The organism is Pontimicrobium sp. MEBiC01747 (assembly GCF_053601635.1).
Genome location: NZ_JBSHNS010000151.1, coordinates 1 through 17,211 on the forward strand (window position 1 = coordinate 1; position 17,211 = coordinate 17,211).

The window sequence follows — 17,211 nt, forward strand, 5'->3', positions numbered from 1 at the left end:
GTAATGAGGAGGCAAAAAACGAACAATTATGCAAACTATCATTAAGTACACTATTGTAATTTTATTAAGCTTTTATTGCTTAGCTCTAACAGCTCAAGAAACAGAAGGGGAAACAAAAGAAAGTAAAATTGAAAAATTAAAAGAAAAAATTAAATCTGGTGAAAAAGAAGCATTAAGGATTGAAGTAGAACAAATTAACGAGCGTGTAAGTAAAAAAGAAATTACTTACGAAAAAGGAGAAGAATTAAAACAAGAAGTCGCTAAAAAAAGAGCCTTAAATATAGAAAACAGAATAGCGGTTTTAGAAAATAAAATAGCATTTAATGAAAGAAATAATCTGCCATTAAAACTAGACACCAATAAAAACAAGGCCTTTGGAATTACATTTGGAGATAATGCAGCCAATATAATAGGGCTTACTGTAATAGGAAGCAAAGAACCAAAGCCAGTAAAATATGATTATAGAACAGTAAGTGGGTTAGTCGTTTCGGCAGGACTTAACAACGCTATTATGGATGGCGCTAGCTTAAGCGATTCTCCGTACAAAATTGGAGGGTCAGGATATTTCGAGTTAGGATTTCAATGGAGAACAAGAGTGTTAAAAAACTCTAATGCTATAAGATTAAGATATGGTTTGTCATTTCAATGGAATAAATACGATTTAAAAGATAATCAGTTTTTTGTACAAAACGGAAATAATACAACAATAGAAACCTTTCCTACAGATTTAAAACAAGCTAAATTTAGAACAACAAATCTTGTAGTGCCAATTTATTTCGAGTTTGGGAAATCTCATAAAATAGAAAAAGAAGACCGTATACGTTATTACAACAAAGGACTTAAATTTGGAATTGGTGGTTATGCAGGTTTAAATCTTGGAGCAAAACAAAAGCTTTGGTATAAAGAAGATGGAGACAGAGTGAAGCAAAAAATAAAAAGAGATTACAATGTAAACCCTTTTGTTTATGGAGTTGGTGCCTATATTGGTTTAGACGATGTAAGTTTGTTTGCTAAATACGATTTATCGGAAACCTTTAAAAGCGGAGGGCCAAAACAGCATAATTTATCACTAGGATTAAGACTGGAAATAGAATAGTCCCTAAAACAGTATAACAATTAATTAGTTTCTTTAAATATAAAGGCAATCTGAAAAAGTAATTAATTTCCAGATTGCCTTTTGTATATATTAATAGCAGATGTTATTTTTTTATAAACCGTTTTACAGTGCTACTACCAGAATTACCTTTAATTTTTACAAGGTATAATCCAGAAGTTAAGCTAGAAACATCTATTGTTTTGTCTTCTAAAATAGAATCAAAATTAGTAGAACCAATAACGCGTCCGTTAATATCGTAGATTACAACATTCTCAAGGATAACATTAGATGTGTTTTTTAAAGTTAAACTATGCGTAGCAGGATTTGGGTACATTGTAATACCAGTATCTAAACTAAAAGAAGGATTACTTAACACCTCATTAACAATAACATCAAAAGAACAAGTAACAGAATTACCCTCAACATCTGTAACAACAAAAGTATTAGTAGTAGTACCTATTGGAAAATCACTACCACTAGCTAACCCCGCAGTTTGTTGTGGAGTATAATTTAATTCTAGAAGATACTTATAAGTATTAGCTGTATTAACATCGTTCCAACCTCCAGAAGTTTCTATAGTTGTATAATCTTCATTACCAGCATTATTAGGCTCTCCAGAATTCCAATTACTATAAGTGGCTGCATCACCACTATGCCATACAAAAGTACCTTCGGTATTTAAATCATTATATCCAATAAGAACTGTTTCTGTAATACCAGCCATTGACATAGCATTTAAAAGATAAGTGGCATCAGCACTATTTCTAATAGTACCAACAAATCCACCTTGGTTTACGGCATCGGTGTAAGCATTATCTGCTGTAAATGCATTATCAGAAACATAATAAGCTTTACCATTTAAAGTGCCTAATGGAGTAAAACCAGTAAGCGGGTTAATTGTAGAGCAATTATCTGAAGCAGATACCGAATAATTAACAACAGCAGTAGCAGCTCCAGGATCTGTATCTACCATAATATTAGAAGGACAGGTTGCAACAGGATTTTCAGAATCGTTAACAGTAACATTAAAGCTACAACTCACGGTATTGTTATCTGAATCTGTAACAGAATAAGAAACAACAGTTGTACCAATAGGAAAATCGCTTCCAGAAGCAAGACCAGAAATTAACGTAGGTGTTAACGTGCCATCTTCAGTATCATTAGCGGTAACAGTATAGGTAGCATTACCAGTGCATTGTCCCGCAGTATTATTTACAGTAATATCGCTAGGGCAAGTTAATACAGGGAGGTCTCCAATAGCAGTATATAATTGAACATCTGCAATTTGGTTAATAGAGCTAGTTCCACAAGTTCCTGTAAAATTTACTCTATAGTAAGTATAACTATTGGTATTGCTAAAGGAAAAAGTTCTAGCAAAAAAACGAGTAGAAACACAAGGGATGCTACCAGTTGCTATACTTGTATAATTAGTACCATCATTAGAACCAAAAACTTCAAAAGCATTAGGATCTCTCTCAGGTGCATCATTAGCAGTTACCATTTCCATAGCAATAGCAGTTTGCGAAACACCTAATAAATCGACTTCAAAACCAATACCATCAAAAGCATTGAAGTCTAAAAATTTAGTATTAGAGTTTTGATCTATAACATTCTGAACACCTTCTGCACCAGGAGAGTTTACAGAACCAAAATTAGTAGCTGTATGAATAGAATCATCGAAAATGCCCTGTGCAGAAACAGTAATAAGGCCAAATAAAAGTAATAAAAAACTTAGTGTAATTTTTTTCATAAAAATATAGTTGTATTTTGATTAATACAATGAATATAAAACTTTATTTATTTTTTAAGGTATTTACTCGATATACTGATTTTTAGTTGGTTATAATGTAATTTTTGGGTGTTAAATTGGTAAGTATTCTAACAAAAAGAGATAGAGGTTTTTTTAAGATTTTTAAGAGATATTTAATTGTAGTATTTTTACACCACTGTATAATATACTCATCTTTAATACTAATTGTTGTACATTAAATTTTTTCAATATTGATATCAAAATCCACCATAGACCAAGTATTTGAAACCTCTCGTTTAGAAGAAGTTATAGGAGATTTTGTGCAATTAAAAAAATCAGGAAGTAGCTTTAAAGGGTTAAGTCCTTTTAGTGAAGAGCGTACACCTAGTTTTATGGTCTCTCCAGTAAAACAAATATGGAAAGATTTTTCAACGGGTAAAGGCGGTAACGTTATTGCTTTTTTAATGGAACATGAACACTTTACTTATCCAGAAGCAATAAAATATCTAGCCAAAAAGTATAATATTGAGATTGAAGAAACAGAACAATCTAACGAGCAAAAAGAAGCTGCAGACAAACGTGAGAGTTTATACTTAGTTAGTGAATATGCAAACACATACTTTCAAAATGTAATGCATAAAACAGATCAAGGTAAATCTATAGGATTAAGCTATTTTAAAGAACGTGGTTTTACAGAAGAAACAATAAAGAAATTTGATTTAGGGTACTCTCTAGATGAATGGACAGCCTTTACAGATGATGCTTTAAAAAAAGGATATAAATTAGATTATTTAGAAGGAACTGGCCTAACTATTGTAAAAGGAGAAAAACATTTTGACCGCTTTAAAGGTCGTGTAATGTTTCCTATAAAAAGTATGAGTGGCCGTGTGTTAGGTTTTGGAGGGCGTATTTTAACTAACGATAAAAAAGCTGCAAAATATTTAAACTCTCCTGAAAGCGAAATTTACTATAAAAGTAAAGTACTTTATGGAATTTATCATGCTAAGCAAAGCATAGCAAAAGACGATAATTGTTTTTTAGTAGAAGGTTATACAGATGTTATTCAGTTTCATCAAACAGGGGTTCACAATGTTGTATCTTCATCAGGAACAGCCTTAACGAGCGACCAGATTCGTTTAATTAATAGGTTGACTAAAAACATTACAGTACTTTTTGATGGAGATGCAGCTGGAATGAGAGCGTCTTTAAGAGGAATAGATTTAATTCTGGAACAAGGAATGAATGTTAAAGTTTGTACTTTCCCAGAAGGCGAAGACCCCGATAGTTTTGCAAAACAAAATACATTAGAAGAGTTAAAAGTTTATTTAGAACAAAACTCTAAAGATTTTATTCAATTTAAAGCTTCTGTTTTATACGAAGAGTCTAAAAATGATCCCATAAAAAAAGCAGATACCATTAGAGATATTATAAATAGTATCTCAAAAATTCCAGATCGTATAAAAAAGGAAATATACATTCAGGAATGTGCACGAATAATGGATATAAGTGAAGCTGTATTATTCACTACTATGGCGCAGATAAATAAAAAAGAAACTGCGGAAACTGCTAAAGAAACTCAAAAACAACAAAAAGCTTTTGAGGTTATAAAGCATCAAGAACCTGTTGCCAAGGTAGATATCCAGTATGTGTTAGAACGAAAAATAATAGAAGTTCTGCTATTATATGGAAACCAAACACAAGATTTTGAAGACCTTGTGTTAAAAGAAAATGATGATGGAGAATTGGTATTAGAACCCGTAATTCATCAAGCTAAAGTTTTCGAGAAAGTATTCTTAGATCTTCAGGATGATGAAATGGAATTTTCCAACCCTAAATTTAAGAATATCTACTATAAAATAATAGATATTCTTAATCAAAATCCAGATTTTAAATTAGACAACCTAATCAACGTTATAGATCAAGATATGGCACACGAAGTCACTTCCATATTAATGGACGATGAACGTTATAGCTTATCTGATTGGGAACGAAAAAACATTTTTCCTAAAGCAAAACAAGAAACTATAGCACAATTAGTAAGCGAAACCATTTTAAGTTTAAGATGCCATCTTATAGACCAAAAGGTAATTGGCTTTAAAGAACAAACCTTAGAACGAAAAAATGAGGTTAATAGAACTATTCTAGAAGAAGTAATTGATTATAATAAACTTAAAAATTTACTTTCTAGAAAATTAAAGCGCGTCCTGTAATTCTAATTGATTTGCTTGGTTTACTAAATCAACTAAATTAGTAACGTTTAGTTTTTTCATTAAACGAGCTCTATAAGTGCTTACTGTTTTCTCATTAATGTTTAATTCTTCAGCAATTTCCTTATTACGTTTACCCGAAGATAATAGCTTTAATACTTCAACTTCTCTTGTAGATAATCTTTTATAAAACGGGCTCGTTTTATTTGCTTTATTTCTTAAGGCTAAACGTTGAGTTAATTCGTGGCTTAAGTAAACATCTCCATTTGTAACTTTAACAATGGCATCTTTTAAGGTTAAAATATCGGCAGTTTTTGGTACAAAACCAGCAGCACCTGCTTTAATAGCACTCACAGCGTAAACATATTCTGGCTGTCCGCTGTAGATAATAACTTTTGTTCTTGGAAATTCTTTTTTTAATCGTCTTAATGCAGTAATACCGTTAAGTTTTGGAAGGTCAATTTCTGTTACGATGACATCTACTGGGGTCTTTTTTATAAAGTCGAAAATGGCTTCTCCATCGCTTACACTTCCCATAAATTTTATGTCTTGCGATACATCAAATACCAATTCTAACCCCTTCCTAACAATGGGATGTTCATCAACTACTAATAGTTTGATCATAATTAATAAGTTTTTTAAGATATGCCTGCTTCAATACAGCCATAAATAGATAAATTAAATAGCTTTGTAAAGTTAGCAAATTTGGCAATATATTCAACTATTACTTATAATCTTTAGGAATCTCGCAAATTGGTATTGGAATCATCTTATGCTTATTTGAGTTATTGTAGCGTTTAAATATTTTAAAAACCTCTTTCTTTCTGTCTGAAAAATCTGTTTCTACATGCCCTTTTTCATCCATTTGCATAGCCCATTCTAATTCTGGGTACGAGGCTCCAATTTGGTCCTCATCACTTCTTGCATCTCCAAACAAACCATCACTTGGAGCGGCTTGCATAATAGAGTTAGGGACATTTAAATGCTTCCCAATGGCATAAACTTCAGATTTTAGTAAATCTGCAATAGGGCTTAAATCTACACCTCCATCTCCATATTTAGTATAAAACCCTACACCAAAATCTTCAACTTTATTTCCAGTTCCTGCTACTAGTAAACCTTTTAAGCCTGCATAATAATATAAAGTAGTCATGCGTAAACGCGCTCTGGTATTTGCTAGCGCCATATCTACAACAGCTTGTTTACCCTCTAAGGATACTTCTGTTTTAAATTCTTCAAAAACAGGAGTAAGGTCTGTTCTTGTATCTGTAACATTATTAAAGCGGTCTTTTAATTGCTTTATGTGCTCATGTGCTCTAGATACATGACTTTCAGCTTGGTGAATAGGCATTTCTATACATAAAACATCTAGTCCAGTTTTTGCACACAATGTTGAGGTCACAGCAGAATCAATTCCTCCAGAGATTCCAACAACAAAACCATTAACTTTTGCGTTAATAGCGTAATCTTTTAACCAATTTACAATATGATTGATAACTTTTTCTGTTTGCATTTTATAAAGAATTTAACACAAAGAATAGTACCTTTGCTTAACAAAAATAATAAATATAGTAGATGAAGTCTTACATTATTTACATTTTAATAGCGCTTACAATTTTCTCATGTAAAGATGAAGATAAAGTTGAAGCTGAAATTGCCAAGTTAGATGTTAATGTAACTATAGAGCGGTTTGATAAAGCTTTTGTAGAAACACCAATTAGCGAATTGCCAAAATTGAAAAAAGCATTTCCTTTTATGTTTCCTAAAAAATATAAAGACACATTTTGGATTGTACAAAAACAGGATACTTTACAAATAGAACTGCATAAAGAAACAAATAAGGCATTTAACACACTAGCTAAAGAGACGTTAGAAATAGAAGCCCTTTTTAAGCACTTAAAGTACTATTTTAGGGGGTTTAAAGAACCAAGAGTAGTAACAACAACCTCTTCTGTAGATTACAGAAATAAAGTTATAGTTACAGATACCATTACACTAATTTCTTTAGATACCTACTTAGGAGAAAAACATCATTTTTATGAAGGCATTCAAAGCTACATTAGAGCTAATATGAAACCGGATCAAATTGTTGTGGATTTGGCAGAAAAGTATGCGAAAAAATACATATATCAAGCAAAACGAAAAACGTTATTAGACGAGTTTATTTATGCAGGGAAGATTTTGTATTTTAAAGATAAAATGATTCCGTTTAAAACCGATGCAGAAAAAATTGGTTATACAGAGGCGCAATTAGACTGGGCAAGAGTTAATGAAGAGTATATATGGCGTTATTTTGTAGATAGAGAATTACTATATAGTACAGACTCTAAATTACCAAACAGATTTATAAACCCTGCACCGTTTTCTAAATTTTATTTAGAAGAAATAGATGGTGAATCTCCTGGTAGGATAGGACAATATATAGGTTGGCAAATTGTAAGGGCATTTATGAAAAATAATGATGTAACATTACAAGAAATGCTAAATGAAACCCCTGAAAATATTTTTAATAAAGCAAAGTTTAAACCAAGAAGGTAATGCAAAATATAAAATCTAAAATAGTACTTGATATAGAATTAGACGAAAACAGAGTGCCTGAAAAATTAGCTTGGACAGCTAAAGATGGTGGCATTGAAAATGAAGAAGCAAAAGCAATGTTACTTTCTGTATGGGACTCCAAGAAGCAAGAATCTCTTAGAATAGATTTATGGACTAAGGATATGCCTGTAGATGAAATGAAAGTGTTTTTTCATCAAACCTTGGTTGCTATGAGTGATACCTTTAATAGAGCAACACAAGATGAAAGAATGACAGCAACAATGAAGGATTTCTGTGATTATTTTGCAGAAAAATTGGAGCTTAAAAAATAGACATCTATTTTTCTGCAATTAAAATGTTAATGTGCTCAATTGTAGCTTCATACTCTTTTATTAAGATATACTGGCTGCCAAAATAATCTTGCATTATTTGCCACATTAACGTTTTAACTTCTTCGTTAGTAGACCCAGTATCTGCAAAAGTGATTCTTTGTGAGAACTTGTAGTGCTGGTCTTCTATGTTATATTGGAGGTTATAAGCTTTTGTAATCTGTTTAAGCAATTCAATTTCAAAACTTGAAAGAATGTTACTGTATTTTGTTGCTTCAAACATAGCATCATCTAGTTTAGCTCTACCAAGCTCAGGAAATTTTGGAAACTTTTCAATATCACCAACGTAAGATTGTTTTAAAAATGTACTATCAGCATTCCAAAGAGCACTTAAACTGTCTAGGGATTTAAAAAAAGGTTCAATGTCTTTAGATTTTCTAGACTTAAGATAGTTTACATTACTCTGTATTTCAGTTTTTAAACCGTTTAAAAGATTTAATTTGTTTTGATTAAAGTTGTTTTCACTATTCCAATCTGAAGCTAACATGCCTAAAAACACGCCTAAAATAACCATAACCAGCTGTAAAAAATAATCGATACGTTTTTCTTTATTCATAATTTAAATAAAATAAGCAGAAGTTTTATAAAAAACACTTAGCGAAAAATAGTGTTATATACTATTATAAAAATAGAACAATTTTTATTTATGTGGCTATAATGTTTTTTTAAACCATTTTAAAATTTCAGATTGTATATTGGGGTTTTCTCTAAGAATAAAAGAACCATGTTTATCTCCATCTGCAATTATTATTTTTTTATGCCCAGAAGTTTTAGAAAATAATTCGTTTGCCCATTTGGCGCGCATTCCATCTTGTTCTTTTTTTGAAGCAATATAAAAGGCGTTTTTAAACATTAGTACTTCTTTAGAGCCACTTAAGTTTTTTGCAGCTTTAGTTTTAGCAGATAAAGCAACTATAGATTTTATGTTATAATCATTTGAAGCAGCCGCAACACATGCTAAATTAGCTCCTATGGAAGCTCCAATAATACCAATTTGGTTAGTATCTATTTGGTTTTCATTTTTCAAAAAATTAATAGCAGCTAAAAGATCTAAAGGTGCACGATTTGGGTTGTTAAATAAGTCGTAGATATCACCATTGTCTTTTCCAGAAGTACCATGAATTCTAATATCGTATGCTAAAATAGCGTAGCCCTCAGCCAATAAGTCATTCCAAAGCGATAATGCTTGCCATTCCTTTCTTGTAGAGCCGCCTTGGTGAATTAAAATTAAAGCAGGGCCTTTTTTACTGGTTACTTTGGGGGTAGCAAAAGTAGCATTAATAGTTATGCTATCTTTTGTTAAAAATGAGACTTCTTTAGAAGTAGTTTTATTTTGAGCATTGCCAATTTTTGGTAAAATTAAAAGACATAGAAAAAGACCTATTAGTGTTTTCATAATTATTTATTTTTTAAGTAATAAAATTACCATTCATTAATTCTATTAGAATCTAATTTTATAAAAATAAATAATAAAATAGTAAAACCCCAAAGGCCAGAACCACCATAACTAAAAAAGGGTAAAGGAATCCCTATGGTAGGAATTAGCCCCATAACCATACCAATATTAATCATAAAGTGTAAAAAGAATATTGAGGCAACAGAATAGCCATAAACTCGACTAAATTGAGATTTTTGAAGTTCTGCTAAATGCAATACACGAAGTATAAGTGCAATAAAAACGATTACAACCATAAAGCTACCTAAAAAGCCCCATTCCTCTCCAACAGTACTAAAAATATAATCTGTATGTTGCTCTGGAACAAATTTACCAGTAGTTCTAGTGCCTTCTAAAAACCCTTTTCCTTTTAACCCTCCGGCGCTAATTGCTTTTTCAGATTCATTAAGGTTATATGCCGCTCGTTTTTTCATGCGTTCTAACTTAATAGGGTCTTTTTCAAGACTTAACCATATAGTAATACGCTCTTTTTGGTGAGAAGGTAAGTGGTTAAACGTATACTTTACTCCAAAAGAAATAATTAAAACTGTAATAAAAATTAGAACAGGTTGTAAAAAAGAGGGTTTTTTACGTTTAGTAAAGTGATGTATTGGTATTGCAATTAAAGCCACAATGCCTGTTGCTAAAACACCAAATTTAAGAGATACTATAGATATTAAAAGAATTAGAAAACCAATAATTAAATATATTTTTGGAAGCCCTTCTCTATACAATACAAAGAAAAAAGACGCATATACTAAAGTACTTCCAGCATCTTTTTGTAATAAAATTAAAAGTGCAGGAATGGTAATAATAACAAATAATTTTATCTGGTCTTCAAAACGTTTAATATCGGTTTGTAAATCGCTTATATATTTTGCAACAGCTAAAGCGGTTGCAGCTTTTGCAAATTCGCTGGGTTGTATAGTCATAGGGCCTATAGCATACCATGAGGTAGCTCCATTAATATTTTTTCCAAAAAGAAATAAACCTACAAGAGATAGTAGGGAGGCTAAATACATTATACTAGAAAAGCGTTCATAAAATTTAGAATCTATAGAAAGTATTAGTACAATTAAAAAAAGGGTTAAACCTATAAAAATTAGTTGCTTACTGTATGGATCAGAAAATCCAAAGTAATCTATAGTTTCTCCTGTTTGTGAGGCCGATAGTATATTTAGCCACCCAAAAATGACTAAGGCGAAAAATAATAAAATGGTAACCCAATCGAATTTAAAGTGTCTATCTGTCTGTCTCATCTGCCGGCATTGGTATAACTTGTAACTCTGTCTCTCCGTTTATTTTAAAAGGTTGTCCCGAATAGGGTTTTGCATATTCATTTTCTAAACTGTGAGTGAGAAGCCAACGCTCTAAGTCTGTTCTGCTAATAGTACCTTTTATATACTTTTCTATCATTAAACTTGCTACTTTTCCAGCAAATCGATTTCCCCAATAGCCATTTTCAACAAATACTGCGATAGCAATTTTAGGGTTGTCTTTAGGTGCGAATGCTACAAATATTGAGTGGTCTGTTAGTTGTGTGCGTACGCTATCTATTTTTATAAAGTTTTCTACGGTTCCAGTTTTTCCAACAATATCAATACCTTCAACTTGTAATGACTTAGCTGTACCTTTTTTATAAACATCTAACATACCGTTAATTACTGGTTCAAAGTGTTTTTTGTCTATAGTAGTATGTTTTGGAGTAGTAAACTTTTCAGGTAAAGTTTCTCCTTCTATAGATTTAATAATATGCGGTGTGTAGTAGTAACCTCTATTAGCAATTGCAGCAATCATGTTAGCTAATTGTATAGGTGTTGTTGCTACTTCTCCTTGACCAATTGCATTAGAAATAGTATAGGTAGAATAAAAACGTTTGGGATAAAGCCTCTTATAATATTCTCTATCGGGAATTCTACCTGGCTGACCTACTGATAAATCATTATCTAAATAATCTCCTAAACCAAAACTTTTGGCATGTTTACTCCAATTATTTATACCATCTGTAGCCGATCCTGTTTTATCTAAAATACGTCTATAAACTGTTGCAAAATAGGCATTACAAGATTTTTCAATACCTCGAGACATATCGTTTTTGGAGCCAGGAACACAATGGCATTTCATAAATCTGTTCCCATATTTATAACCAGCATAACATGTAATTTTTTCTGAAGTGTTGATTACATTTTCTTGCAAACCAATTAAAGCATTCATTAGTTTAAAAGGGGAGCCTGGTTCGTACACACCTTGAATACTTCTATTAAAAAGAGGTTTAGCGATTGAGTCGTTAAATAATTTTGAGAAGTTTTTTGAGCGCTTTCTTCCTACTAAATCATTTGGGTTATATGTTGGCGCTGCAACCATAGCTAAAATTTCTCCACTACTAGGTTCTATTGCTATAACACCACCACGTTTATTTTGCATTAATTTTTCGCCATAAGCTTGTAGTTGCGCATCTATAGTAATTTTTATGTCCTTTCCGGCTTTAGGTAATGTATCGTAATCTCCATTTTTATAAGGACCAATATCACGGTTAAACCTATCTTTTTGAATAAATTTAATCCCTTTTCTCCCTCTTAATGTTTTCTCATAGGAAACTTCTACCCCTTGTTTACCTATTAAGTCACCTATTTTATAATAGGCATCTCTTTTTAAATCTTTATTATTAACCTCTCCAATATCTCCTAAAACATTTGCGCCAATAGTGGTTTCATATTGTCGTAATGAACGCTTCTGAATATAAAAACCATCATATTTTCTCATTTTTTCCTGTAATACAGCATAGTCTTCTTTAGATAGATGAGAAACAAAAACATAAGGCAATCTAGGCGAATAGTGTTTAGCTTTTTTATACTTTTCTATAAACTGATCTTTAGTAATTTTTAAAAGAGAACAAAACTCTAAGGTATCTAGGGGTTCAACTTCTCTAGGAATTACCATGACATCGTATGATGGTTGGTTGGCAACTAAAAGTTTATCGTTTCTATCGTAAACAAAACCGCGTTTAGGATAGGTATATACTTTTCTAATGGCATTATCATCGAATATGCTTTCTATTCTATTAGAAAAAACTTGTAAGTAGAGTAGTCTTGCAGTAAATGCTAAACCTACAAATATAACACAAAGGAATAATAATATTTTTCTCATTTTTTATTATTGGTACTACTAAAAATTATAGAAACTAAAACACATAATAGTATAGTGAATATGCTAGAGAATAACGTGTTTTTAAGGATTAAAAGTATTTTAGAAAAGTTAAAAATATCTAGCGAGAATAAAATAAAATGATGAATAACAGTTAGAATAGTAATATACGTTAGTCGCTGTCCAAAATCTATAGCTCCAAACTTTATTGTTTGGGGATCATATACAGAACCAAAGCTAAATTTTAAAGCTACTGGTCTTATATAAGCAATAGTAAGCGAAGCCGCTGCATGCATTCCTCCAGAATCTAAAAACATGTCTACAGACAAGCCTAATAAAAATGCAAGAAAAATAAATAACATTCTATTGTTTTTTATAGGATACAGAAGGATAAATAATAAGTATAAATAGGGGTTTATATAACCTAAAAAATTAATATGGCTTAATAATAAAACCTGAATTAGTACTAAGATTATAAACCTAACGGTATGTATAGAAAAAAGACTATTCATTGGCTCTTTCTATAAGTTTTTTAATCGTTTTAGCGTCTTTATTTTCAATAATGTATACATGTTCAATATTAGTCATGTCATTAAATAAGGTCACCTCTATATCATAGTAATTCTCAGATTCATCTAATTTAAAATCTTTAACAATACCAATAGGAACCCCTTTAGGGAAAATGTCTGATCTTCCAGAAGTTATTATAGTATCTCCTTTAGCTACTGGAGCTACTTCGGGAATTTCTGTAAGTTGGATGTTTTTTTCAGAGACTCCATTCCAGTGTAAGCTACCAAAATGGTTTGTTTTTTTTAATTGGGCACTAATACTACTAGTTGTATTTAAAATAGATAAAACTGTAGCGTAATCTGCACTTGTATTGTCTATTATACCTAGAAGCCCTTTAGAGGTAATAACTCCTAAATCTAAATGGATACTATCGTTAGTTCCTTTATTTATAGTTAGCACATTGTTCTTTTGAGAATAACTATTTTTAATAACTTGTGCTGTACTAAACTTATATTTTCCATTGAAAGAAATACTATCTATGTAGGTAGAATCTAGTCCTTTTTCTGTGTTAAAAAGAATAGATTTAAGCCTATTGTTTTCTTCCTGTAAAATTTTGTTTTGTTCTTTTAAATCAAAATAATCGCTAATACTATTTGAAGCATTATAAACACCTCCACTTAAAAAATTAGCAGAATTTATAAACTTACTTTTATGGTAAGTGTGCGATTGAATAGTAAAACCAATAGAAACAGAAAATAGTAATAGAAACAATAGGAATACTTTGTTTCGTATAATGAAGTTTACTATTTGTTGCATATTATTTTAGGGTGCTACTTTATCAATACACTTTTGTATTTAGGAATATTTTTTAGTGTAATACCTGTACCACGAACAACAGCACGTAAAGGGTCTTCTGCAATATATACAGGTAAATCTGTTTTTTGCGATAGACGTTTGTCTAGACCACGTAACATAGATCCTCCACCAGCTAGGTAGATTCCTGTGTTGTAAATATCGGCAGCTAATTCTGGTGGTGTTTGCGATAAGGTTTCCATAACAGCATCTTCAATTCTAAGAATAGATTTATCTAATGCTTTAGCAATTTCTCTATATGATATTTGTACTTGCTTAGGTTTTCCCGTTAATAGATCACGACCTTGAACGCTCATATCTTCTGGAGGAAGATCTAAATCCTCAGTTGCGGCACCTATCTGTATTTTAATTTTTTCTGCGGTACGCTCACCAACATATAAGTTGTGTTGCGTTCTCATATAATAAATAATATCGTTTGTAAATACATCACCTGCAATTTTTACAGATTTATCACAAACAATACCTCCTAAAGCAATCACAGCAATTTCTGTAGTACCACCACCTATATCTACAATCATGTTTCCTTTAGGCTGCATAATATCTACACCAATACCAATGGCAGCAGCCATAGGTTCGTGTATTAAGTATACCTCTTTACCATTAACACGCTCGGCACTCTCTTTTACCGCACGCATCTCTACTTCTGTAATTCCAGATGGGATACAAATAACCATACGTAAAGAAGGGGTAAATAATTTCTTTTTTAACGCAGGAATATTTTTAATAAATAAACTTATCATTTGCTCAGAAGCATCAAAATCTGCAATTACACCATCTTTAAGAGGTCTAATTGTTTTAATGTTTTCATGCGTTTTTCCTTGCATCATATTGGCTTCTTGACCAACAGCGGTTATTTTACCAGAAATGCGGTCTCTGGCAACTATAGAAGGTGCATCTACTACAACTTTATCATTGTGAATAATAAGTGTATTCGCCGTACCTAAATCGATTGCGATTTCTTCGGTTAGGAAGTCAAAAAATCCCATATTTGTGTGTAATTATAGAGAGTTATTAATAAGAGTGTGTAAAAATAATAAATCTAACGAAAAAAAAGGAGTTAATTGCATTTAGTTATTGTATAATTTTTTAGTGCTGAATTATTTACGGTTTTTAACCCTATTTTGGATGTTTTTATTGAAAATTAGGCATAAAAAAAGCTTCAGATTACTAGTCTGAAGCTTTTAAGATTTTTAGAATGATATTTTAACTTTTTAAAAGACCCGTTAGGTTTTTAAAACCTGACGAGTCTGAGCTAATAAATATGATGGACTAATATTATATAATTCTAATCATAGTATGAGATTCCTGCCTACGCAGGAATATGTTTAATGTTTAAAGTGACGCGTACCTGTAAATACCATTGCTACGCCATTATCATTACAGTAATCAATGCTTAATTGGTCTTTAATAGAGCCTCCTGGTTGAATTACCGCCGAAACACCTGCTTTATTTGCAATTTCAACACAATCTGGGAAAGGGAAAAAAGCATCGCTAGCCATTACACTTCCTTTTAAATCGAAATTAAAAGAACCAGCTTTATGTATCGCTTGGTTTAAAGCATCTACACGACTTGTTTGTCCTGTACCGCTAGCACATAATTGCTTGCCTTTTACCAAAACTATAGTGTTAGATTTTGTATGCTTACAAATTTTTGAAGCAAAGATTAAATCATCTAACTCAGCATCTGTAGGGGCTGTTTTTGTTGCATTAGTTACAGCATCTTTACTGTCTGTTATATTGTTTCTATCTTGTACTAAAACACCATTTAAACAGGTTCTAACGATAGTTTGCGCTAATTCTACATCGTTTAAAACTAAAAGAATTCTGTTTTTCTTTCCTTTTAAAACGTCTAAAGCGTCATCTGAAAAAGAAGGAGCAATAACAACTTCACAGAATAATTTGTGTATTTCGTTAGCGGTTTCTAAATCAATTTCTGTATTAGAAATTAAAACGCCACCAAAAGCAGAAACTGGATCTCCAGCTAATGCATCTACATAGGCTTGGTGTAATGTATCGCGTTGTGCTAAGCCACAAGCGTTATTATGTTTTAAAATAGCAAATGTTGGTGCGTCGTTTTTAAACTCATCCATTAAATTTACAGCAGCATCAACATCTAATAAGTTATTATAACTTAAATCTTTACCATGTAGTTTTGTGAAGATTTCATCAAAATTTCCAAAGAAAAATCCTTTTTGATGTGGATTTTCACCATAACGTAAAACTTTTCCATTAGTTTCAGAAACCTTTAAAGCAGCAATGTTATTGTCTTGGTTAAAGTAATTAAAGATAGCAGAATCGTAATGAGACGATACGTTAAATGCTTTAGCTGCAAACGCTTTTCTATCTTCTTCAGATAAGTTTCCTTTTTTCTCTGTTATTAATTCTAAAAACTCTGCATAATCGTTTACAGATGATACACAAATAACATCTGCATAATTTTTTGCAGCTGCACGAATTAAAGAAATACCACCAATGTCAATTTTTTCAATAATATCTTGGTTAGGAGCACCAGAAGCTACTGTTTTTTCAAAAGGATATAAATCGACAATAACGACATCTATTTGCGGAATGTCGTATTCTGACATTTCTGCAACATCTCCATCATGATTTTGTCTGTTTAAAATACCACCAAATACTTTTGGGTGTAATGTTTTTACACGACCACCTAAAATAGAAGGGTAAGAGGTTACATCCTCTACAGGAACGACATCTATACCTAAGTCTTTAATGAATTTTTCGGTTCCACCAGTAGAATAAATAGTGACACCCTGCGCGTTTAATTCTTGTACAATTGGTTCTAAACCATCTTTACTAAATACAGAAATTAATGCAGATTTAATTGTTTTGTTGTTGCTCATTAGTAGTTGTTTTAATAAGCCATCAAATGTAATAAATTGCTGAATTTTTATTAGCTAATTCCCAGTCATTTTTTCAACTAAATTTTAGAGTTATCAACAATAACGCTGTAGTGGTTTTGTATATTAGCAGAATGAAGACAAAATTAAGTTTTTGGAAGTTATATATAATAACAGCAATCGTGTTAATTACTACGTTTATTATATACTTTTTAACGACAGATAAAACTTATGGAGTAAATAAAACTGTAGGTTGGGCTTGGGATATTACTAATATTCAGTTTTGGAAAGGGTTAATTCCACCAACGGTTATTATATTAATAATTATTGGGCTCATTACTATTATTGTTAGGTTTATACTTTCAGTTTTTAAAAGAGAGCAAAACAATTAAATGTAGAAAAGAGTATTATTTT

Annotated in this window: 16 protein-coding genes; 5 read left to right on the plus strand and 11 right to left on the minus strand. The window is 31.4% G+C overall.

Annotated elements, in window-relative coordinates; translation table 11 throughout:
* Positions 1–28: 28 nt before the first annotated feature.
* Positions 29–1,096 carry a hypothetical protein gene (locus ACVC2P_RS04135; RefSeq protein WP_452597221.1) on the plus strand — a complete coding sequence of 356 codons (1,068 nt, stop codon included), beginning with the start codon at positions 29–31 and terminating at the stop codon, positions 1,094–1,096.
* A 103-nt stretch (positions 1,097–1,199) separates the two neighbouring features.
* On the opposite strand, the gene ACVC2P_RS04140 is transcribed toward ACVC2P_RS04135, so the two are convergent.
* Complete coding sequence (locus ACVC2P_RS04140) at positions 1,200–2,846, minus strand: HYR domain-containing protein (protein WP_452597222.1); 1,647 nt, start codon at positions 2,844–2,846, stop codon at positions 1,200–1,202.
* A gap of 251 nt (positions 2,847–3,097) precedes the next feature.
* Here ACVC2P_RS04140 and dnaG point away from each other — a divergent pair, with 251 nt between their 5' ends.
* Positions 3,098–5,056, plus strand: coding sequence for a DNA primase (dnaG, locus tag ACVC2P_RS04145; protein ID WP_452597223.1), 1,959 nt, complete (start codon positions 3,098–3,100; stop codon positions 5,054–5,056).
* Here dnaG and ACVC2P_RS04150 read toward each other — a convergent pair.
* Positions 5,039–5,677: a response regulator gene (locus ACVC2P_RS04150; protein ID WP_452597224.1), complete on the minus strand. Its 639-nt coding sequence runs from the start codon at positions 5,675–5,677 to the stop codon at positions 5,039–5,041. The two genes, dnaG and ACVC2P_RS04150, sit on opposite strands and share 18 nt — an antisense overlap.
* Positions 5,678–5,777: 100 nt before the next feature.
* Positions 5,778–6,566: an NAD(+) synthase gene (gene nadE, locus ACVC2P_RS04155; protein WP_452597225.1), complete on the minus strand. Its 789-nt coding sequence runs from the start codon at positions 6,564–6,566 to the stop codon at positions 5,778–5,780.
* A 62-nt stretch (positions 6,567–6,628) separates the two neighbouring features.
* Between nadE and gldB the strand changes: the two genes are divergently transcribed.
* Both gldB and gldC read left to right on the plus strand, forming a co-directional pair.
* Positions 6,629–7,591: a gliding motility lipoprotein GldB gene (gene gldB / locus ACVC2P_RS04160; RefSeq protein WP_452597226.1), complete on the plus strand. Its 963-nt coding sequence runs from the start codon at positions 6,629–6,631 to the stop codon at positions 7,589–7,591.
* Positions 7,591–7,923: a gliding motility protein GldC gene (gene gldC / locus ACVC2P_RS04165; protein ID WP_452597227.1), complete on the plus strand. Its 333-nt coding sequence runs from the start codon at positions 7,591–7,593 to the stop codon at positions 7,921–7,923. The genes gldB and gldC overlap by 1 nt, the downstream gene beginning before the upstream one ends.
* A 4-nt stretch (positions 7,924–7,927) precedes the next feature.
* Here gldC and ACVC2P_RS04170 read toward each other — a convergent pair whose 3' ends face one another.
* The 8 genes from ACVC2P_RS04170 to purH form a co-directional block, all read right to left on the minus strand.
* Positions 7,928–8,536 carry a hypothetical protein gene (locus tag ACVC2P_RS04170; protein WP_452597228.1) on the minus strand — a complete coding sequence of 203 codons (609 nt, stop codon included), beginning with the start codon at positions 8,534–8,536 and terminating at the stop codon, positions 7,928–7,930.
* Between the two features lie 96 nt (positions 8,537–8,632).
* Complete coding sequence (locus ACVC2P_RS04175) at positions 8,633–9,376, minus strand: alpha/beta hydrolase (RefSeq protein WP_452597229.1); 744 nt, start codon at positions 9,374–9,376, stop codon at positions 8,633–8,635.
* Positions 9,377–9,402: 26 nt separating this feature from the next.
* The gene (rodA, locus tag ACVC2P_RS04180; RefSeq protein ID WP_452597230.1) at positions 9,403–10,674 is read right to left on the minus strand and encodes a rod shape-determining protein RodA; all 1,272 of its coding nucleotides are present in this window, start codon (positions 10,672–10,674) and stop codon (positions 9,403–9,405) included.
* On the minus strand, positions 10,658–12,562 hold the full coding sequence (mrdA, locus tag ACVC2P_RS04185) for a penicillin-binding protein 2 (protein ID WP_452597231.1): 1,905 nt from the start codon (positions 12,560–12,562) through the stop codon (positions 10,658–10,660). Before mrdA ends, rodA begins: the two co-directional genes overlap by 17 nt.
* Positions 12,559–13,071, minus strand: a complete 513-nt coding sequence (gene mreD / locus ACVC2P_RS04190; RefSeq protein ID WP_452597232.1) for a rod shape-determining protein MreD — start codon at positions 13,069–13,071, stop codon at positions 12,559–12,561. Before mreD ends, mrdA begins: the two co-directional genes overlap by 4 nt.
* The gene (gene mreC, locus ACVC2P_RS04195; protein WP_452597233.1) at positions 13,064–13,885 is read right to left on the minus strand and encodes a rod shape-determining protein MreC; all 822 of its coding nucleotides are present in this window, start codon (positions 13,883–13,885) and stop codon (positions 13,064–13,066) included. Before mreC ends, mreD begins: the two co-directional genes overlap by 8 nt.
* Before the next feature lie 14 nt (positions 13,886–13,899).
* Positions 13,900–14,928, minus strand: a complete 1,029-nt coding sequence (locus ACVC2P_RS04200; protein WP_452597234.1) for a rod shape-determining protein — start codon at positions 14,926–14,928, stop codon at positions 13,900–13,902.
* A 339-nt stretch (positions 14,929–15,267) separates the two neighbouring features.
* On the minus strand, positions 15,268–16,800 hold the full coding sequence (purH, locus tag ACVC2P_RS04205) for a bifunctional phosphoribosylaminoimidazolecarboxamide formyltransferase/IMP cyclohydrolase (protein WP_452597235.1): 1,533 nt from the start codon (positions 16,798–16,800) through the stop codon (positions 15,268–15,270).
* A 131-nt stretch (positions 16,801–16,931) separates the two neighbouring features.
* On the opposite strand from purH, the gene ACVC2P_RS04210 reads away from it, so the two are divergent.
* Complete coding sequence (locus tag ACVC2P_RS04210) at positions 16,932–17,189, plus strand: hypothetical protein (RefSeq protein ID WP_452597236.1); 258 nt, start codon at positions 16,932–16,934, stop codon at positions 17,187–17,189.
* Positions 17,190–17,211 lie beyond the last annotated feature (22 nt).